Raw genomic sequence first — 20,110 nt, forward strand, 5'->3', positions numbered from 1 at the left:
GATCCCCACCTTCGCGGGGATGACGTCTGAGGGTGAGGCGACGGCAGGGCAATTCCCGCCGATTTGGAGAGAAACATGGATTTTGATTTGACCGAGGAGCAGCGGCTCCTGAAGGACAGCATCGACGGCCTGCTGACCGATTCCTACGATTTCGAGAGCCGCAAGAAGTACATGAAGGAGAAGGGCGGCTGGAGCAAAGCCGTCTGGGGCAAGCTCGCCGAGCAGGGCCTGCTTGGTCTGCCCTTCAGCGAGGCCGATGGCGGCTTCGGCGGCGGCGGCGTCGAGACCATGATCGTGATGGAAGCGCTCGGCAAGGCGCTGGTGCTCGAGCCTTATCTGGCGACCGTCGTGATCGGCGGCGGCTTCCTGCGCCATGCCGGCAGCGATGCGCAGAAGGCCGCGCATGTGCCAGGGATCGTCGACGGCAGCAAGACGCTGGCGTTCGCCCAACTCGAGAAGAACTCGCGCTATGATCTGTTCGACGTCACCACCACGGCGAAGAAGAAGGGCGACGGCTGGGTCATCGACGGCGAAAAATTCGTCGTGCTCAACGGCGAGAACGCCGACACCCTCATCGTGACAGCGCGAACCAAGGGCAACCGCCGCGATACCACCGGCATCGGCGTGTTCCTGGTTCCGGCGAACGCCAAGGGCGTGACCAGGAAGTCGTACCCGACCCAGGACGGCCTGCACGCCGCCGACATCACCCTGACGGGTGTCGAGGTCGGCAGCGACGCGGCGATCGGCAACCCCGATGACTCGCTCGCTCTGATCGAGCGCGTGGTGGACGAAGCCCGCGTCGCGCTCTGCGCCGAGGCGGTCGGCCTGATGGACGAGTCGCTCAAGACCACGGTCGAGTACATCAAGACGCGCAAGCAATTCGGCGTTGCGATCGGCTCGTTCCAGTCGCTGCAGCATCGCGCCTCCGACATGTTCGTCGCGGCCGAGCAGGCGCGCTCGATGTCGATGTTCGCGACCATGGCGAACGATTTCGAGAACGCCAAGGAGCGCTCCAACGCCATCGCCGCGGCCAAGGTGCAGATCGGCAAGTCGCTGAAATTCGTCGGTCAGCAGTCGATCCAGCTCCACGGTGGCATCGGCATGACCATGGAGGCGAAGATCGGCCACTACTTCAAGCGCCTGACCATGATCGAGAACACCTTCGGCGACACCGACTACCATCAGCGCCGCGTCGCGGATGCGGGTGGGTTGGTTTGAGCTGATCTAGACCACACGACGACTGTCATCCCCCGCGAAAGCGGGGGATCCAGTACGCCGCGGCTTCTCGGTTCTAGCCGCGTCGTCTCTGGAATACTGGATCGCCCGGTCCCGATGCGCAATTGCGCATAAGGCCGGGCGATGACACCGAACAAGCATCGGCAACGGAGCAACAACAATGAAAAACACCCCGTTCGATCTCACCGGCAAGGTCGCAATCGTCACCGGCTCCAGCCGCGGCATCGGCCGCTCCTCGGCCGAGCTGCTGGCAAAGCTCGGCGCCAAGGTCGTGGTGTCCTCGCGCAAGGCCGACGCCTGCAAGGAGGTCGCCGACGGCATCAATGCCTCCGGCGGCGACGCCACCGTCATCCCCTGCAACATCGCGCGCAAGGCCGAGGTCGAGGCGCTGATCGCGGGCACGATCAAGCACTACGGCAAGATCGACATCCTCGTCTGCAATGCCGCGGTGAACCCGTATTACGGCCCGCTGCTCGACATCACCGACGAGGCCTTCGACAAGATCATGGGCTCGAACGTCAAGAGCAATATCTGGCTCTCGGCGCTGGCGATCCCGCAGATGGCGGAGCGCGGCAACGGCTCCGTCGTCATCATCTCCTCGATCGGCGGCTTGCGCGGCTCGACCGTGATCGGCGCCTACGGCATCTCCAAGGCCGCGGATTTCGCGCTATGCCGCTCGCTCGCCGGCGAATGGGGCCCGAAGGGCGTCCGCGTCAACTGCATCGCGCCCGGCCTCGTCAAGACCGATTTCGCCCGCGCGCTGTGGGAGGACGAAGCCAACCTCAAGCGCCGCACCGCCACCACGCCGCTCCGCCGCATCGGCGAGCCCGACGAGATCGCAGGCGCCGTCGCCTATCTCGCCTCGGACGCATCGAGCTTCATGACCGGACAGACCATCGTCATCGACGGCGGCGTGACCACCGCGGCGGTATAGCCGCCGCTGCTCCGCTACCGGCCTCGCTCGGCCAGGGCGTCTTCGATCGCGCGCACGACGAGCAGGGCGGATCTCTCGTCGAGATGCACGCCATCGGCCCAGCGCAATTCGCTCAAGCGAGGATTGATCGGCAGCCAGCGCGCGCGATCCGGGAACGCCGCGTGGACGATCTCCTCCGTGGTGCGGACGAAGCGAGAGTCCTCGATCTCCGGCGCGAAGGGAATGTGGATCAGAAGGGCAAGCGTGCCGCGCCGCTGCAGGTCGTCGATGAGCGCCTTGATCAGGGCGACGTTTGTGCGCGTCGGCCCGGTCGGGTCTTCATCGTTCATCTGTTCCACGGCGCGGTCGAGATAGACCTTGTTGTCGAATGTGTCTGGTGGCTGGCTGAGCAGGCGATCCTGCTGTGCTCGCGCCTGCGCAGGATCGGGGCTGGCGTGATTCCAGGTCTCATACGCCGCGGTTGCCGCGCGTATCGGACGCAGGAACAGTGTTTCTGCGCCAACGCCACCCGAGAATTTCTCGATCAGCGCGGTGTCCGGCATGCGCGTGAGAACGTTCGTCTCGATGAGGACGAGCTTCGGCAGGCTTCGCCGCTCGGCGAGAATCCGCAGGCTGGTCACTGGCGAGCCTCCGGCCAGAGCCAGGTTCCGGACTTGGGGGCGCGAGAAATACTCTTCCTTGAGGCGCCACATGACCGAGCTGCCGACCAGCACGATGTCCGGCGTCGGCTCGCGCGCATAGCGGTTCAGGGTGACGAGGCTGCCGTCGCGCGTGGTGACGGCCGGCTGCTGCAGCGCGGAGCCGAAGCGCGCGGTGGCAAGGCCGCAGGCGAGCAGCATCGCCACTGCGACAGCAGCGCATTTGATCAGCCATGAAAACCGGGATGCGCGCTGCATGGTCAGAACTGGAAATAGATGAAGGCGGCGTCCGGGCCGGCCTCGAGAAAGGCCATCGCGGCGAGCGCGCCATAGAGATACGGCTCCCATCGCCGCAATCTACCCTCAAGCAGCGCGCCGATGCCGAGGTGCTGGATCAGCACGGGCAGGGCGTAGAGCAGCGCCATGTTGCGGAACAGCTTTGTCGGATTGGGATTGTCGGTCGGTGAGAACATGCCTGCGAGGTAGCCGAGCGCGTGATCGAAGTTCGGCAGCTTGAAGAAGATCCACAGCATCGTCACGCAGAAAAACACCACGCCCATGCGGACGACCCGCACCACGGGCCCGGCTTCGCCGAGCAGTTTCAGGAACGGCCGCTCGACGACCAGCAGCAGGCCGTGCAGCATGCCCCACAGTGCGTAGCTCAGGCTCGCGCCGTGCCAGAGCCCGCCGAGCGTCATCACGATCATCAGATTGAGGCAGGTCCGGACCGGCCCCTTCCTGTTGCCGCCGAGCGGGATGTAGAGATAGGTCCGCAGCCACGTCGACAGCGAGATGTGCCAGCGCGTCCAGAACTCGGAGAACGAGGCCGAGATGTAGGGCAGATCGAAGTTGATCGGCAGGCGGTAGCCGAACAGCAGCGCCAGGCCGAGCGCGATCGCCGAATAGCCGAAGAAATCGGCATAGATCTGGTAGCTGTACAGGAACACGAGCAGCCAGCGGTCCGCCGTCGCCACGGTCTCGTAGAGCGGATAGTCCATATAGGACGTCATCTCGTTGAGGTTGTTGGCGACGTAGAGCTTGAAGAAGAAGCCGGACAGGATCCATTTTGCGGCCTCCACAAAATCGACGTCGCCGAGCCGCTTGGGCGCGATCTGCGGCATGAATTGCCCCGCGCGGGTGATCGGCCCGGACACCAGCTGCGGGAAGAAGATGATGTAGAGGAACACGTCCCGCAAGCGAGGCGGTTGCTTCTCGCGCGTCAGGTCGACCAGCAGGCTGATGTTGTGGAACACGAAGAACGAGATGCCGATCGGCAGCGGCAGCCGCAGCAGGACGTCGATCGGCGCAATGCCGGTCGGGTGCACCGAGGTCGGGTCGATGAACAGCAGCTTGTATTTGAAGAACGCCAGCAGCGCGAGATTGAAGACGATGCCGGCCGGCATCCAGACCGCGCGATTGTCGAACGCCAGCACCAGGCAGAGATAGGTCCCGAGCACGGCAAGCAGCAGCAGCGGCAGCAGGTCCGGCTGGCCGGAGCCATAGAACACCAGGCTCGCCAACACCAGCAGCTGAACCTGGAAGCGGCGCAACGGCGGCAGATAATAGGCGCCGAACACCACCGCAACGAAGACGCCGAACTGAACCGAAGTGAAACTCATGCCGCCCCGAAATGCCCGATCCGGCATGTAGCACTTTGGCCGAGATGGTCATAGCCTTGTTGGCTCTCGGGGACGACTTATAGTTGCCGGGGTGCAGTGCTTCGCTTACTCTCTCCTGGAGGGGCGAAGCCACAAAAATGGTCTCAACATCGATCCGACGCGCAGCTGCAAAGAAACTGAGAGCCAATGCAACACCGCACGAACGTACGCTGTGGCGAGCTCTCAAGGACCTTCCGCTTGAAGGCTCCCACTTCCGCCGGCAAGCGCCGATCGGTCCCTACATCGTTGACTTCTTCTGCCCCGGCAAGCGCCTCATCATCGAGCTCGACGGCGGACACCACAACGAAGACGATGTGGCCAAACGAGATCTCGAACGCCAACGTTGGCTTGAGGGCGAAGGATATCATGTCATTCGGTTTTGGAATTCAGAGGTCATGGGCGATCTAACCGCCGTGCTCGAACGAATCTATGTCGAGCTGTATGGATCCCGCGATGCAAAATCCTCACCCTTGAAGCATCGTCGAACTTAGCAACGCGGCCGCCGCTCTCTTACCCTCCCCTGGAGGGGGAGGGTCGGCTCACATTGAGCGTAGCGAAATGTGAGACGGGGTGGGGTGACGGTCTCTCCGCATCGAACGCTGCCCGTGTTGAGAGATCACCCCACCCCGCTCGCGCTGCGCGCGATCGACCCTCCCCCTCCAGGGGAGGGTAAGAGAAGCGCGCGCATCCCACCTTGACCTTCCTGCCCTAATCCGCTCCTTTTGGCGCGACACAATGACCCGTCACCGGGAAAAAACGCCAAGGTAGCTTCCATGTCTTTCGTCCTCGCCATCGACCAGGGCACCACCTCCTCGCGCGCGATCGTGTTTCGCAGCGACATCTCGATCGCCGCCCGCGCGCAGCAGGAGTTTCCGCAGCATTTTCCGGCCTCGGGCTGGGTCGAGCACGAGCCGGAGGACATCTGGACCTCGACCGTGATGGTCTGCCGCGATGCGATCGACCAGGCCGGCATCACGGCGAAGGACATCGCCGCGATCGGCATCACCAACCAGCGCGAGACCACCGTGGTGTGGGACCGCACCACGGGCCAGGCCGTGCACCGCGCCATCGTCTGGCAGGACCGCCGCACCGCGGGCGTCTGCGCCAAACTGAAAGCCGACGGCCGCGAGCCGCTGATCTCGCAGAAGACCGGCCTGATCATCGATCCCTATTTCTCCGGCACCAAGGTCGCCTGGATCCTCGACCACGTCCCCGGCGCCCGCGCGCGCGCCGCCCGCGGCGAGCTGATGTTCGGCACCGTCGATTGCTACCTGCTCTGGCGCCTCACCGGCGGCAAGGTGCACGCCACCGATGCCACCAACGCCTCGCGCACGCTGCTGTTCAACATCCACACCGGCCAGTGGGACGACGAATTGCTCGAGATCATCGGCGTGCCGCGCTCGATGCTGCCCGAGGTGAAGGATTCCTCCGCGCGCTTCGGCGAAAGCACGCCGGACCTGTTCGGCGGCCCGATCGCGATCTCCGGCATCGCCGGCGACCAGCAGGCCGCCACCATCGGCCAGGCCTGCTTCCGCCCGGGCATGATGAAGTCGACCTACGGCACCGGCTGTTTCGCGCTGCTCAACACCGGCTCCACGCCGGTGGTGTCGAAGAACAAGCTGCTCACCACCATCGCCTACCAGCTCGACGGCAAGCGCACCTACGCGCTCGAAGGCTCGATCTTCGTCGCGGGTAGCGCCGTGCAATGGTTGCGCGATGGCCTCGGCATCATCAAGCACGCCGCGGAGACCGGGCCGCTCGCCGATCAATCCGACTCCATGCAGAGCGTCTATCTCGTGCCGGCCTTTGTCGGCATGGGCGCGCCCTACTGGAATCCGCGCGTGCGCGGCGCGCTGTTCGGCCTCACCCGCAACACCGGCCCGGCCGAGCTTGCGCACGCTGCGCTGGAGAGCGTCTGCTACCAAACCTTCGATCTCTGGGCCGCGATGCGCGCGGACTGGCCGAGCTCGGAAACCGCGAGCGTCGTGCTCCGCGTCGACGGCGGCATGACCGCGTCGGACTGGACCATGCAGCGGCTCGCCGATTTGCTCGATGCGCCGGTCGATCGTCCGGTGATCCAGGAAACCACCGCGCTCGGTGCGGCCTATCTCGCCGGCCTCAATGCGGGCGTCTATCCCGAGCCGACGAAGTTCGCCGACAATTGGCGGCTCGAGCACCGCTTCAAGCCGAACATGAGCGAGGCGACGCGCGACCGGAAGCTTGCCGGCTGGGCTCGTGCGGTGAAGGGCGTATTGGCGAGCGACGAGGGGGAGGAGTAGGGCAGGTCGTCCCGGCCCCCGCGCGCAATTGCGCGCTAGGCCGGGACGACGATAGTGGGGCAGCACGGTGGCCAAGGTTTGAATCGGCAGCGAGCAACAAAAAACAACAACCAGAGGACCAACAATGAACACGGATTTCAACCGCGTCATCCAAAAGCTCAGCATTGCAGCGATCTGCGCCGCGTTGCTCACCTCCACCGCCATCGCGCGCGAAAAGCCGAGCCCGCTTCTCAGCGCGCGGCAGGTCAAGACTGACGTCGCCGGCCTCAACGCCCCCGCCCAGATCCTGGTTGACGTCTGGGGCATCCCGCACATCTATGCCGGCAACGAGCACGACCTGTTCTTCCTGCAAGGCTTCAACGCCGCGCGCGACCGGCTCTGGCAGATCGATCTCTGGCGCAAGCGCGGCCTCGGCCTGCTCGCGAAGGATTTCGGCCAGGCCTATGCGGAGCAGGACAAGGCGCTGCGGCTGTTCCTCTATCGCGGCGACATGAATGCGGAATGGGCGGCCTATGGCCCCAAGGCGAAGACCTATGCGGACGCCTTCGTCGCCGGCGTCAACGCCTATGTCGCCGACGTGCGCGCGGGCAAGCGTCCGCTGCCGATCGAGTTCAGGATCGCCGGCACCATGCCCGATGCCTGGACCGCCGACGATGTCGTGCGCATCCGCAGCCACGGCCTGACCCGCAATGTTTCCTCCGAGGTCAAGCGCTCGCTGGTCGCCTGCGCCGCCGGTCTCGATGCCGATCGGTTTCGCGTCAAGCTCGAGCCGGCCTGGACCACGAAAATCCCCGAAGGCCTCGATCCCTGCAGCGTGCCGAAGGGGGTGCTCGCGGCCTACGATCTCGCGACGCGCCCCGTCGCCTTCGCCGCGCCAAAGGACCAGAAGGCCGCGCTCGCGCACGATCCCGACAAATACCTCACCGAAGCCGATCAGCAGCGCGACACTATCGGCTCCAACAATTGGGTGATCGCGGCCTCGCGCACCGCGACGGGTCGGCCGATCCTCGCCAACGATCCGCATCGCGAGCACAGCGTGCCCTCGCTGCGCTACATCGTCGGTCTCAATGCGCCCGGCCTCTCCGTGATAGGCGCCGGTGAGCCGGCGCTGCCCGGCATCTCGATCGGCCACAACGGCACCATCGCCTTCGGCCTCACCATCTTCAACGTCGACCAGGAAGACCTCTACGTCTACGAGCTCAATCCGCAAAATCCCAACCAATACCGCTACGGCAACGGCTGGGAGGACATGCGCATCGTGCACGAGAAAGAAGAGGTGAAGGGCGAGGGGAATCGCGACCTCGAACTAAAGTTCACCCGCCACGGCCCCGTCATCTTCGTCGACGACGCCAACAAGCGCGCCTTCGCCGTGCGCTCGATCTGGTTTGAGCCCGGCACCTCGGCCTATTTCGGTTCGTCGGATTACATGACCGCGAAGGACTGGACCGGTTTTCTCGGCGCCATGCGCCGTTGGGGCGCGCCGTCGGAGAACCAGGTCTATGCCGACACCAAGGGCAATATCGGCTGGGTCGCCGCCGGCAAGACGCCGCGCCGCGTCAACTTCGACGGCTTGATGCCGGTGCCCGGCGACGGCCGCTATGAATGGCAGGGATTTTTGTCGCTCGACGAGCTGCCGAAAGCCTATCAGCCGAAGCAGGGCTTTTTCGCCACCGCCAACCACATGAACCTGCCGCCCGATTATCCCGTCAACGAGCGCAGGGTCGGCTTCGAATGGTCCGACAGCGCGCGCTGGCAGCGCATCACCGACGTGCTCGCGGCCAACAACAAGGTGACGCTCGCCGACGCCATGGATCTGCAGAACGACGATACGGCCATGATGGGGCGCCGGTTGGTCAAGCTGTTGCAGCGGCTGACGTCCGACGACGCTAATGTGAAGCAGGGCCTCGATCTGCTCAAGTCATGGGATGCGCGTGACAGCGCGGACAGCGCGGCGGCGGCGGTGTTCGAGGTCTGGATCGCCAATCATCTGGGCCCCGTGCTGCTGAAGATCACGGCGCCCAAGGCGGCAGACTTGATCGCGCCCGAGGCTTCCAGCATTTCTGCGCTCGTCGCCGCGCTGGAGTCTCCGGATGCGTCGTTCGGCGCCGATCCCGCGGCCGCGCGCGACCAGATTTTGCGCGACAGCCTCGGTGCTGCCGTGGCCGATGTCGCCAGCAAGCTCGGCCCTGATCCGTCCACCTGGCGCTGGGGCCGCTTGCATGTCGCAAAGTTCGATCACGCGCTGATGCCGCTCGCCGACAAGGCCACCGCGGCGCAATTGTCGGTCGGTCCGCTCGCCTATGGCGGCGCCGCCAACGTGCCGCGCGCTGCCACCTACCGCCGCTCGGATTACCAGCTCACCGCGGGCGCCTCGTTCCGCATGGTGCTCGACGTCGGCAATTGGGATGCGAGCCGCACCATCAACACGCCCGGCCAGTCCGGCGATCCCTTCAGCGGCCACTACCGCGACCTCGCCCCGCTCTGGGCAACGGGCCAATATGTGCCGCTGCTCTATAGCCTGTCCGCGGTCGAAGCCGCGACGGCCGAGGCGATCACGCTGACGCCGCGGTGAGCGAGGCGAGCTCCGTTTCACCTCTCCCCGCTTGCGGGGAGAGGTCGGATCGCTCTTGCGATCCGGGTGAGGGGGTACAGGTCTCACGACGATCTCAATCGTGGAGAGATGCCCCTCACCCCAACCCTCTCCCCGTAAGAACGGGGCGAGGGAGCGCATCACCGCTTTGGCCTGAACTGAACGAGCCAGCCCCATGATCCTCCCCGACGGCTATTCCGACATCCCCGCCGGCAAGATCGCCGCGATCGTCACCCATCTGGAGATGACCGCGCGCCCTCCGCATCGCGACGAACCGCCCGGCACGTGGTCGCTGCGCAAGGCCGACGCACCGGAGCTTGCGTGGTACCGCGATCTCTTCCGCCGCGTCGGCGAGGACTGGCTGTGGTTCTCACGCGCACGCATGAGCGACGCGGAGCTCGCCGCGATCATCCACACCGCCGGCATCGAGATCTATGCGCTCGTCGTGGACGGTCGCGAGGAGGGCCTGCTCGAGCTCGATTTTCGCGACCCCGGCCAGTGCGAGCTGGTCTATTTCGGCGTCACCGCAAACCTGATCGGCACCGGCGCCGCCCGCTTCCTGATGAACCGCGCACTGGAGCGCGCGTGGTCCGGCGACGTGCGTCGCGTCTGGGTGCACACCTGCACCTTCGATCACCCGTCGGCCGTCGCGTTCTATCAGCGCTCGGGATTTCGTCCGTTCCGGCGGCAGATCGAAGTTGCGGATGATCCGCGGCTGGATGGCACGCTCTCGCGCGACGCGGCGAAGCATGTGCCGATTGTCGAGTGTGAGGGGGGGGCTTGTAACCCCATGATCGAAGCGACGTGGTGCGCGCGGATTGGGCTTTGCCCCTTGCAGGCGATCCTCTCTGGAATTGGCCTCCACCGAGAGCAAAAGTTAACGGTCAGCTCCTACCTTTTCCGGAAATCATCTCTATAGTGATAGCTATGAAAAAGGTGACTGACCTTACCCCTACCGAACTGGGTTCGCTCGCGCGCGAAGCGTGGTCTGTTGCGGCGCAGCAGGCACTTTCAGCCGGGCAATCGATTACTGGTTCTCGGGACGGACGCAGGATTAAGTATCATCCTGACGGACGTATTGAAGATTTGGGGCCGGTCGCTGAGCTTCCCAAAGAGGGGGAGGTTGCTGTTTCCAGCAAGTCGGGACGTTCCGTGGCCTAGGACGGATGGAGCTAGGCTTTGAGCGAACCGTTCTTGCTCATTGTCGCCGGCCCGAATGGGGCTGGCAAAACAACCCTTACTCAGCATCTTCGAAAAAGTGATGTCGATTTGGGCGAATACATCAACCCAGACGAAATTGCCGCCGAATTGTCTGGATCGCTAACTGAGCGGAGCAAACAAGCTCAGCAGATTGCAGACATTCGCCGAGACGACTGCATCAAGGTCAGGAGAAGTTTTACCTTCGAGACGGTGATGTCGCATCCTTCAAAGATCGACATTCTAGTACGTGCAAAGGAGGCTGGGTACAAGATCATATTGTACTTTGTCGGAACGGACGATCCTCAGACGAATGTTGAGCGTGTCGCTCTTCGTGTGAGCCTCGGCGGCCATAGTGTGCCTGATGAAAAAGTTCGTGGCCGCTGGTTTCGTACCATGCGGCTATTGCACGAAGCGATTCGATCTTCTGATCAATCCTACATTTTTGACAACAGCACGGCAGGGAAAATAGAAACTATTCCGCGCCTCGTGTTTCATCGGACGGCATCGCGAACAGGGCGGCTGCCTCAGTATGAGCTTGTCGGAACGCCTCCAGCTTGGGTAACTCGTTTCGTCCTGGAACCGTTGGGCGTCAATTTTTTCGATAACTACGGATCCACGCGGCGCGGATCTAATGTTGGCTCTATCGTCAGCTTCCCCGCCGAATTAGGAATTCAGCGCGAAGCGCAGTCAGAAACGATTGCCACAATCGCTGATGCAGGACGCCAACCCATTCCTCACGACATTGAGGCGGAGCAACGCGTTTTGGCGGCAATTATGGCCAACGCCGATGCATTCCGAGAATTGTCAGATTTGATCGAACCAAAGCACATGTTTGAGCCGATACATCAGACCATTTTTGAAGCCGCTGGAAATCTGATTCGTGGGGGGCGATCTGCGAACTTGGCTGATCTTCAGTCCGTTCTTCCAGTTGGAACCAATCTAGCCGGACTAATGACTCTTGGTCGGTATCTAGAACATATAGCTGCGATGGAGGTTGCATTTCCGAAAGTGCTTGAGGATAGCCAGACCGTCCGCGAACTCGCTATCCGGCGAGAAGTAGTTGATTTTGGTCGAACGATAGCAAGCGCCGCTGTGGAGGTTGGAGCTGGCAAAGCAAGCAATCTGATCGAGCTCGCCAGATCACGTCTCGCGGACCTTGAGGCTAGTCAGGAGATTCGGTCTGAACCGACTCTTCCGCTTCAGGCGCCTACGACTCATGGCCTACATCAGTTCAGCAAAGCGCTTGTGGATGCCATTGGCTCCGCGGCCCGGGCGATTAGCGGGACTGGTTACGGCATCGAGACCGGGCTCCGAGATGTCGATCGCAAGATTGCGGGACTTCAACCCTCAGAACTTATCGTCTTGGCAAGCCGTCCCGGTATGGGCAAGACAGCCCTTGCGACAAACATAGCGTACAATGTCGCTCGGTCATGGACAGGAGAGCAGGCCGGGAACGATACGCCCTATAAGGGCGGCATCGTTGGCTTCTTCTCGTTGGAAATGTCCGCGGAGCAAATCGCCACGCGTGTGATCTCGCAGCAAAGCGGCGTTCCCATCACCGACATCAGACGGGGCAGGATCAATGAGCGAGATTTCTATCTTATCCGCGATCGATCGATCGAATTTCAAACGCTTCCGCTATTCATCGACGAAACCACAGCGCTTTCGATTGGACAGCTTGTCAGTCGCGCTCACAAGTTAAAGTCTGACAGAGGCCTTGACCTCCTGATTGTCGACAATTTGGAATTGTTGCGCGCTGCTGCTCGGACAGGGGCTGGCAATGAGAAGGCCAATACGCGCCAGATTACGCGCGAGTTAAAAAAACTAGCCAAAGACCTTGGCATTCCGATCTTGCTGTTGGCGCAACTCCCATCAAAGGCAGATAAGCGTTACCAGGACAAGCGGCCTAGGCTGGAAGATTTTAGCGATAAAGGCGCAGTCGAACAGGATTCCGACATCGTCATTTTCCTTCATCGCGATGATTTTTTTCTTTTCAAGGAAGAGCCAATGCCAGGCACTTACGACTATACAAATTGGTTGAGAGAGATTGAGCTAGCCTTTGGCAGGGCGGAATTGATTGTTGCCAAGCAACGTAACGGAGAAACCGGCAGCATCTATCTGCACTTCAACTCTAGCAATGGATCATTTTCCGATTTGGAGGCCTAACATTTGCACCGGCGACGATATAGTCAGTGTGGCTTGCTGGGCTATGGGCGTGCTACTTCGTAGTCTTAATAATTATACCGCACGCCGAAGCTAAACCCCTGCGCGAGCAGGTTCGTCGTGTTGAACACCGGCAGTGGCCGCACCGGTCCGACGGCGGGACCCGGCGGCACCAGGGTCGGGTTGACGCCGGTGTCGATCAGTCCGCCCGCACGCTGCACGCCGGTCCAGTACATGACATCGTAGCCGGCGATCAGCCGCCAGGCGGGTGCGATCTGGTAGCCGGCCTTGAGCGAGATCTCCGGCACCACCGCAAAGCGGGTCTGTTCGAAATGACCGATATTGCTGGGGGCGGCGAGGAAGCCGCCCGCGGTCGTCGTGGTGACAGCGCCGATCGTGCTCGTCGTCGAGCCCGAGATATCGGCGGTTTTGAGATTGGCGCCGAGCGCGACCTTGCCGCGCCATTCCAGCGACCACGGGCCGTTGCGCCACTCCCCGGTGAGGCCGAGATCGAGGCCGTGGAAATTGCTCGCCGCCTTGAAATTGTCCGTCGGCGTGAACACCCCGAAGGCCGCGCTGTTCAAGGTATCGGTGATCCACAGCGTGTCGGACGAACGCAGATAGCGATAGCCGATCAGCGCACTCACGCGCTGTCCGCTCCACGAGCCGATATCCTGCCGATAGAGCGCGCCGGCACCGAGAAGGCGCGAGGTTTCGTTGGCATTGACGCTGCCGGTGCCGATGCCGGGGAAGCCGGCGATCAGCGCGTCCTGCGCGCCGGTCGCGACGTTCAGGAACGGGCGCATCAGGATCGGGGTAGCGCCGGTGTTGGCGGCAAAACCGGTCCCGATATTTTCCAGCCCGAAGAACGAGGCCTCGATGCCGCGGCTGCGCTGCGGATCGAACCAGTAGCCGGCCGTGATCCGTCCACCTGAACGCCAGTCCTTGTTGACGCTGGAATCGCCGAACAGCACCGTCGTGGTCGGTTGCCCTAACACGCCGGCCAGGCCGAGCGGTGTACCGACGGGGGCCGTGGTCACCAGCGCCGGCAGCTTGTCGCCGCTCACGCTCCAGGCGAGGTAGTCGGCCTCGGCCCAGAACGGATTGAAATCAACGGCTTTCGGCGGCGCCTTCACCGGCAGATCGGCGGCAAGCGCGCTCGTGCCGCCAAGTGCCGTCGTAGCCAGGATCATCCCGGTCGCTACAGCGCAAACTGCCCGCCGATTCATGGCCGCTCCCCCAAGCTCCCGAAGATGGAACCATGCGACAAATTGTTCGGCAAGGCGGAGTTGACGAGAGCGGCGAAGGAAACCGGCGGCTGTTGCCGCAAAGCCTCGTTGTCAAATGGGGGCTCGTAGCCCGGATGGAGCGAAGCGCAATCCGGGGCTTTCTCACCCGTGGATCGATTCCCGGATTTCGCTTCGCTCCATCCGGGCTACAGCGCCGAACCGCTAGCTATCGAAGTTCACCGCCGTTGTATTGGCACCGCAGACCAGCACGCAGATGCGTTCGCCTGCCGACGGGCGATAACGTCCGGAGAGCAGCGCTGCAAACGCGGCTGCGCCGCCGGGCTCTGCGACGAGACGCAGGCTCGACCATAGCGCGGCCTGCGCCTGCCGGATCGCGTCGTCGCTGACAAGGACGACGCGATCAACATGGGCGCGCGCGATCGGAAACATCAATTCACCGACGCGTCTTGGCGCGAGGCTGTCGGCGGCGACGCCGCCGGCCGGCGCATCGACCGGTGCTCCTGCCGCGAGCGCGGCGTGCAGGGTCGGCGATAGCTCCGGCTCGACGGCAATGATGCGTGTCCTCCCGGCGCTCCACGCCGCGATGCCGCCGATCAGTCCGCCGCCGCCGACGGCCACCAGCAGCGTGTCGAGCCCGGGCGCGTCCTGCTCCAGCTCCAGGCCGACGCTGCCCTGGCCGAGCAGGGTCTCGGCCTGGTCGTAGGCATGAACGGCCAACGCGCCGGTCTGGGCGAGATGCGCTTCGCTCGCCGCGAGCGCGTCGGCATAGCGGCTGCCCGCGATCACGAGTTTCGCGCCATAGTTCCTGATCCGCTCGGCCTTGGCCGGCGAAGTGATGTCGGGCACGAAGATCGTGGCGGGAATGCCGAGGCGCTGCGCCGCATACGCCGCCGCCGCGCCGTGATTGCCGCCGGACGCGGCGACGATTCCGGCTTGCGGCACCTGCCGCAGCAGCAGATTGGCAAAGGCGCCCCGCGCCTTGAACGATCCGGAATGCTGCAGCATCTCGAGCTTGAACGTGACGGGCGCCGGGGCAAGCCCGAAATCGGCGAGATCGGCCTGGATGAGCGGCGTTCGCCTGATGTGCGGACGGATGACGGCCTCGGTCGCCGCGATCCGCTCCCGATTGATGTCTGATGTCGCTGTCATGATGCCGTCCTTGATAGCGCATTCGGGAGACGCTGTCGCGAGCCCGTTGCATTCGACGCAAGGCTGCATGTCCGGGATTTTCCTTGCGCGGCCGCAATCTCATCGTGGAAACTGATCGGCCCTGCCTTTTTCAACGCCAGAGAAGAGCGAGAACCATGTTCCTGATCGGCCAATATGATTCCCCCTTCGTCCGCCGCGTCGCGATTGGGCTCCGGCTCTACGGGCTCGCGTTCGAGCATAAGCCGTGGTCGACCTTCGGAGATGCCGACAAAATCGTGCCGTACAATCCGCTGCGCCGGGTCCCGACTCTGGTGCTCGATGACGGTGAGGCGCTGATCGAGAGCACGATCATCCTGGACTATCTCGACGAGCACGTCGGTGCGGAGAAGGCGATGCTGCCGCGAGGCGGCGTCGAGCGTCGCCGGCATTTGCGCATCTGCGCGCTCGCGACCGGCCTCGGCGACAAGGCGGTCAGCCTGCTCTACGAGCGCGTGCTGCGGAAGGAGCAGCTCGCGCTATGGGTCGAGCGCTGCCAGGCGCAGATCGGCGACGTGCTCGGCGTGCTGGAGGCTGAGCGCGCCAAGGTGGCGACGCCGTACTGGCTCGGTGCCCGCATCGGCCACGCCGACATCGCAGTCGCCTGCGTCCTCAGATTCACTCGCGAGGCTCATCCGCAATTGTTCGACACGGCGCGCTATCCGGCGCTGAGCGCGCATGCCGAGCGTTGTGAAGCGCTGGCCCCGTTCAGGGACATCGTGCAGCCGCTGGCGCCGCCGAAGGGGTGAGGCCTCTTACCCTCCCCTGGAGGGGTCCGAGACGAGCGGAGCTCGCTCGTGGGTCGGCTCACATGAGCGTAGCGAAATGTGAGACGGGGTGGGGTGATCCCTCCACACGGGTAGTTTTCACCGCAGAGACACCGTCACCCCACCTCGGTTCGCATTCCGCTTCGCTGCATGCGAACCGATCCTCCCCCTCCAGGGGAGGATGAGGACCGCCCTTAAGGACGACAGTTGCCACCAAGCGCGACACCCGATCCTGCCATACTACAGGTGTTTTGCCCGACGGAGCAAGCAATTTTCGGTTAAACCGAAAATCATCAGGCCATTCAACCCCATCCCTACTGTGCATGGGGTTGTTTTCGCGTCTCGCGTTCAGTGAGCCTAACCCGCGCCTGCGCGCTTCTTCTGCCAGACCAGATGCACCGCGCAATTGCAGCCGGGCGGATGCGAGGCGAGGTCCTTCGACGTCTCGTCATTCGCAGGCGTCGCGGCGAAGGCCTTGTCGGCGTCCTGTTGCGAGGGGATGTAGTTCAGCACCGGCGCGAGCCAGCGCTCGGTCTCGGCCACGCTCATGCCCTTGCGTGCGGCATAGTCCTCGACCTGGTCGCGCTCGATCTTGCCGACGCCGAAATAATAGCTCTCGGGGTTTGCGAAATAGAGCCCGGACACGGATGAGCCCGGCCACATCGCAAAACTCTCGGTGAGCTTCACGCCGGCAGTGGCTTCCGCATCGAGCAGCTCGAACAGCGTCGCCTTCTCGGTGTGGTCGGGCTGCGCGGGATAGCCGGGCGCGGGGCGGATGCCCTGATATTTTTCCAGGATCAGCTCGTCGTTCGAGAGCGCCTCGTCCGGCGCATAGGCCCAGAACTCGCGGCGCACGCGGGCATGCATCCGCTCGGCAAAGGCTTCGGCGAGACGATCGGCCAGCGCCTTGCACAGGATCGAGGAGTAGTCGTCGTTGGCCATCTTGAAGCGGTCGGCGACGGCGTCCTCGCCGATCCCTGCGGTGACGACGAAGCCGCCGACATAGTCGGGCACGCCCGCGGGCGCGATGAAGTCGGAGAGCGCGGCGTTGAAGCGGCCCTCGCGCTTCTCGAGCTGCTGGCGCAGCGTGTGCAGCGTCGCGATGCGCTTGGTCCGGCTCTCATCGGCATAGAGCACGATGTCGTCGCCTTGCGCGTTCGCCGGCCAGAAGCCGACGGTGGCGCGCGCCCGGAACCACTTTTCCTTGACGATGGTGTCGAGCATCTTGCGCGCATCGTCATAGAGCGAGCGCGCGACTTCGCCGACCTTGTCGTCCTTGAGGATCGCGGGGAAGCGACCGGCGAGCTCCCAGGTCTGGAAGAACGGCGTCCAGTCGATATAGGGCACGAGCTCGGCGAGGTCGTAGTCGTCGAAGCTCTTGATGCCGAGGAAGGTCGGCTTCACCGGCTTGTTCGCCGCGAAGTCGACCGGCACGCGGTTCTTGCGGGCGTCGGCGAGTTTCAGCCGCTTCTTGTCAGCCTGCGCGCGCAGATGCGCGTCCGAAATCTTTGCGTATTCGGCACGCACCTCGGCGGCATAGGCTTCGCGCCTCTCAGGCGAGAGTAGCGAGGACGCGACGCCGACGGCGCGGCTGGCGTCGTTGACATGCACGACGGGACCGGCCCGATAGCTCGGGTCGATTTTCACGGCCGTGTGCACGCGGCTGGTGGTGGCGCCGCCGATCAGCAGCGGCAGCTTCAACCCTTCGCGCTGCAATTCGCCGGCGAAGAACGCCATCTCGTCGAGCGAGGGCGTGATCAGGCCCGACAGCCCGACGATGTCGGCCTTCTCCGCCTTCACCGTCTCGACGATCTTGGCGGCCGGCACCATCACGCCGAGGTCGATGACCTCGTAATTGTTGCACTGGAGCACGATGCCGACGATGTTCTTGCCGATGTCGTGGACGTCGCCCTTGACGGTCGCGAGCACGATCTTGCCGGCCGACGAATTGGCGCCGCTCTCGACGCCGTTCGCAGCGTTGCGCGCCTTTTCCTCTTCCATGAACGGCATCAGCCAGGCCACGGCCTGCTTCATCACGCGGGCGGACTTCACCACCTGCGGCAGGAACATCTTGCCGTCGCCGAAGAGGTCGCCGACCACGTTCATGCCGGCCATCAACGGACCTTCGATCACGTCGAGCGGGCGCGAGGAGTTCTTGCGGGCCTCCTCGGTGTCCTGCTCGATGAACTCGGTGATCCCGTGCACCAGCGAATGCGACAGCCGTTTCTCCACCGGCCATTCGCGCCAGGCCAGATCGGCTTCCTTGCTTTCGGTCTTCTTGCCGCGGAATTTCTCCGCGAGCGCCAGCAAGCGTTCGGAGGCGCCCGCGTCGCGATTGAGGACGACGTCCTCGCAAGTTTGGCGCAGCTCGGGATCGATGTCGTCATAGACGATCATCTGTCCGGCATTGACGATGCCCATGTCCATACCGGCCTTGATGGCGTGATACAGGAACACCGAATGCATGGCCTCGCGCACCGGCTCGTTGCCGCGGAACGAGAACGACAGGTTCGACACGCCGCCCGAGATGTGCGCACCCGGCAGGTTCTGGCGGATCCAGCGCGTCGCCTCGATGAAGTCGACGCCGTAATTGTTGTGTTCCTCGATGCCGGTCGCGATCGCAAAAATGTTCGGATCGAAGATGATGTCTTCCGGCGGGAAGCCGACGCGGTTCACCAGGATATCGTAGGCGCGCTTGCAGATCTCGGTCTTGCGCGCGAACGTGTCGGCCTGGCCGACCTCGTCGAACGCCATCACCACGACAGCCGCGCCGTGGCGGCGGGCGATCTTGGCTTCGTGAATGAACTTGTCCTCGCCTTCCTTCATCGAGATCGAGTTGACGACCGGCTTGCCCTGAACGCATTTCAGGCCGGCTTCGATCACCGAGAATTTCGACGAGTCGACCATCACGGGCACGCGGGCGATGTCGGGCTCGGCGGCGACGAGGTTGAGGAAGGTCACCATCGCGGCTTCCGAATCCAGAAGCCCTTCGTCCATGTTGACGTCGATGATCTGCGCGCCGTTCTCGACCTGGTCGCGCGCGACCTGCAGCGCGGCGGTGTAGTCGCCATTGGTGATCAGCTTGCGGAAGCGGGCCGAGCCCGTGACGTTGGTGCGCTCGCCGACGTTGACGAAGGGGATGGCATCCGTCAGCACGAACGGCTCGAGCCCGGAGAGGCGCAGCTTTGGTTCGATCTCCGGCACGCTACGCGGCTTGTGCGGGGCAACGGCCGCGGCGATCGCCGCGATGTGGTCCGGCGTGGTGCCGCAGCAGCCGCCGACGATGTTGACGAGGCCGGACGCAGCAAACTCGCCGACGAGACGCGCCATGTACTCCGGCGTCTCGTCATACTGGCCGAATTCGTTCGGCAGGCCGGCGTTGGGATAGGCGCAGACCAGCGTGTCGGCGACGCGGCCGATATCGGCGATATGCGCACGCAGGTCTTCGGCGCCGAGCGCGCAGTTGAAGCCTATGGTGACGGGCTTTGCGTGCCGCACCGAATTCCAGAACGCCTCCGGCATCTGGCCCGAGAGCAGGCGGCCGGATTTGTCGGTGATGGTGCCCGACACCATCACGGGCATGTCGATGCCGAGCTCTTCGGTGATCTCGGCGATCGCATAGAGCGCGGCCTTGGCGTTCAGCGTATCGAAGATGGTCTCGACCAGCAGCAGGTCGACGCCGCCGTCGATCAGGCCGCGGATCTGCTCGCCATAGGACTTGCGCAGATCGTCGAAGGTGACGGCGCGGTAGCCGGGATTGGCGACGTCAGGCGAGATCGAGGCGGTGCGGTTGGTCGGGCCGATGGCGCCGGCAACGAAGCGCAGCTTGCCGTCTTCGGCGGCGACGCGTTTTGCGGCGTTGCCGGCGAGGCGGGCGCCTTCGCGCGCCATTTCATACACGATGTCGGTGAGGTCGTAATCGGCCTGCGCAATCGAGGTCGTCGAGAAGGTGTTGGTGGCGACGATGTCGGCGCCGGCGCGCAAATAGGCGGCGTGGATGTCCTCGATCGCCTGCGGCTGGGTCAGGATCAGGAGATCGTTGTTGCCGCGCAGGTCGCGATGGAAGTTCTTGAAGCGCTCGCCGCGGAAAGCCGCCTCGTCGAACTGGAGGTTCTGGATCATCGTGCCCATGGCGCCGTCGAGCACGAGGATGCGCTCGCGCGCGGCGTTGATGAGGGCGGTTCGCTTGGGCGAAATGGATACGGTCATG

The 20,110-nt window shown here is 63.7% G+C and carries 13 protein-coding genes and 1 pseudogene; 9 read left to right on the plus strand and 5 right to left on the minus strand.

Features of this window, described 5'->3' with window-relative positions:
* Nucleotides 1-75 precede the first annotated feature (75 nt).
* Nucleotides 76-1,218, plus strand: a complete 1,143-nt coding sequence (pimD, locus tag QA645_RS07825; protein WP_283049375.1) for a pimeloyl-CoA dehydrogenase small subunit — start codon at nucleotides 76-78, stop codon at nucleotides 1,216-1,218.
* Between the two features lie 178 nt (nucleotides 1,219-1,396).
* Complete coding sequence (locus tag QA645_RS07830) at nucleotides 1,397-2,170, plus strand: SDR family oxidoreductase (RefSeq protein ID WP_283049377.1); 774 nt, start codon at nucleotides 1,397-1,399, stop codon at nucleotides 2,168-2,170.
* A 14-nt stretch (nucleotides 2,171-2,184) separates the two neighbouring features.
* On the opposite strand, the gene QA645_RS07835 is transcribed toward QA645_RS07830, so the two are convergent.
* Nucleotides 2,185-3,015 carry a hypothetical protein gene (locus tag QA645_RS07835; RefSeq protein WP_283049378.1) on the minus strand — a complete coding sequence of 277 codons (831 nt, stop codon included), beginning with the start codon at nucleotides 3,013-3,015 and terminating at the stop codon, nucleotides 2,185-2,187.
* A gap of 53 nt (nucleotides 3,016-3,068) precedes the next feature.
* A complete protein-coding gene (locus tag QA645_RS07840) occupies nucleotides 3,069-4,427 on the minus strand; it encodes an MBOAT family O-acyltransferase (RefSeq protein ID WP_283049380.1) in 1,359 nt (452 codons plus the stop codon).
* Nucleotides 4,428-4,564: 137 nt separating this feature from the next.
* Between QA645_RS07840 and QA645_RS07845 the strand changes: the two genes are divergently transcribed.
* From QA645_RS07845 to QA645_RS07870, 6 genes and pseudogenes are all read left to right on the plus strand, one after another.
* Entirely contained in the window at nucleotides 4,565-4,957 is a 393-nt protein-coding gene (locus QA645_RS07845) for an endonuclease domain-containing protein (RefSeq protein ID WP_283049382.1), read from the plus strand.
* 282 nt (nucleotides 4,958-5,239) lie between these two features.
* A complete protein-coding gene (glpK, locus tag QA645_RS07850) occupies nucleotides 5,240-6,745 on the plus strand; it encodes a glycerol kinase GlpK (protein WP_254134075.1) in 1,506 nt (501 codons plus the stop codon).
* 124 nt (nucleotides 6,746-6,869) lie between these two features.
* A complete protein-coding gene (locus QA645_RS07855; RefSeq protein ID WP_283049384.1) occupies nucleotides 6,870-9,317 on the plus strand; it encodes a penicillin acylase family protein in 2,448 nt (815 codons plus the stop codon).
* Between the two features lie 193 nt (nucleotides 9,318-9,510).
* Nucleotides 9,511-10,101: pseudogene (locus QA645_RS07860) on the plus strand (GNAT family N-acetyltransferase); the annotation flags it as partial.
* A 161-nt stretch (nucleotides 10,102-10,262) separates the two neighbouring features.
* On the plus strand, nucleotides 10,263-10,496 hold the full coding sequence (locus QA645_RS07865; protein ID WP_283049387.1) for a hypothetical protein: 234 nt from the start codon (nucleotides 10,263-10,265) through the stop codon (nucleotides 10,494-10,496).
* A gap of 18 nt (nucleotides 10,497-10,514) precedes the next feature.
* The gene (locus QA645_RS07870) at nucleotides 10,515-12,701 is read left to right on the plus strand and encodes a DnaB-like helicase C-terminal domain-containing protein (protein WP_283049388.1); all 2,187 of its coding nucleotides are present in this window, start codon (nucleotides 10,515-10,517) and stop codon (nucleotides 12,699-12,701) included.
* A gap of 65 nt (nucleotides 12,702-12,766) precedes the next feature.
* Here QA645_RS07870 and QA645_RS07875 read toward each other — a convergent pair whose 3' ends face one another.
* Nucleotides 12,767-13,891, minus strand: coding sequence for a BBP7 family outer membrane beta-barrel protein (locus QA645_RS07875; protein WP_283049390.1), 1,125 nt, complete (start codon nucleotides 13,889-13,891; stop codon nucleotides 12,767-12,769).
* A gap of 258 nt (nucleotides 13,892-14,149) precedes the next feature.
* The gene (locus QA645_RS07880; protein ID WP_283049392.1) at nucleotides 14,150-15,097 is read right to left on the minus strand and encodes a threonine/serine dehydratase; all 948 of its coding nucleotides are present in this window, start codon (nucleotides 15,095-15,097) and stop codon (nucleotides 14,150-14,152) included.
* 155 nt (nucleotides 15,098-15,252) lie between these two features.
* Here QA645_RS07880 and QA645_RS07885 point away from each other — a divergent pair, with 155 nt between their 5' ends.
* Complete coding sequence (locus QA645_RS07885) at nucleotides 15,253-15,882, plus strand: glutathione S-transferase family protein (RefSeq protein ID WP_283049394.1); 630 nt, start codon at nucleotides 15,253-15,255, stop codon at nucleotides 15,880-15,882.
* A 375-nt stretch (nucleotides 15,883-16,257) separates the two neighbouring features.
* On the opposite strand, the gene metH is transcribed toward QA645_RS07885, so the two are convergent.
* Entirely contained in the window at nucleotides 16,258-20,109 is a 3,852-nt protein-coding gene (gene metH / locus QA645_RS07890; RefSeq protein WP_283049396.1) for a methionine synthase, read from the minus strand.
* Nucleotide 20,110: the final 1 nt, after the last annotated feature.

Source organism: Bradyrhizobium sp. CIAT3101 (assembly GCF_029714945.1).
Taxonomy (GTDB): Bacteria; Pseudomonadota; Alphaproteobacteria; order Rhizobiales; family Xanthobacteraceae; genus Bradyrhizobium.

Coding starts and splice junctions, on each gene's coding strand:
- pimD (WP_283049375.1), top strand. CDS start 76: ATGGATTTTGATTTGACCGAGGAGCAGCGGCTCCTGAAGGACAGCATC.
- QA645_RS07830 (WP_283049377.1), top strand. CDS start 1,397: ATGAAAAACACCCCGTTCGATCTCACCGGCAAGGTCGCAATCGTCACC.
- QA645_RS07840 (WP_283049380.1), bottom strand. CDS start 4,427: ATGAGTTTCACTTCGGTTCAGTTCGGCGTCTTCGTTGCGGTGGTGTTC.
- QA645_RS07845 (WP_283049382.1), top strand. CDS start 4,565: ATGGTCTCAACATCGATCCGACGCGCAGCTGCAAAGAAACTGAGAGCC.
- glpK (WP_254134075.1), top strand. CDS start 5,240: ATGTCTTTCGTCCTCGCCATCGACCAGGGCACCACCTCCTCGCGCGCG.
- QA645_RS07855 (WP_283049384.1), top strand. CDS start 6,870: ATGAACACGGATTTCAACCGCGTCATCCAAAAGCTCAGCATTGCAGCG.
- QA645_RS07865 (WP_283049387.1), top strand. CDS start 10,263: ATGAAAAAGGTGACTGACCTTACCCCTACCGAACTGGGTTCGCTCGCG.
- QA645_RS07875 (WP_283049390.1), bottom strand. CDS start 13,891: ATGATCCTGGCTACGACGGCACTTGGCGGCACGAGCGCGCTTGCCGCC.
- QA645_RS07880 (WP_283049392.1), bottom strand. CDS start 15,097: ATGACAGCGACATCAGACATCAATCGGGAGCGGATCGCGGCGACCGAG.
- QA645_RS07885 (WP_283049394.1), top strand. CDS start 15,253: ATGTTCCTGATCGGCCAATATGATTCCCCCTTCGTCCGCCGCGTCGCG.
- metH (WP_283049396.1), bottom strand. CDS start 20,109: ATGACCGTATCCATTTCGCCCAAGCGAACCGCCCTCATCAACGCCGCG.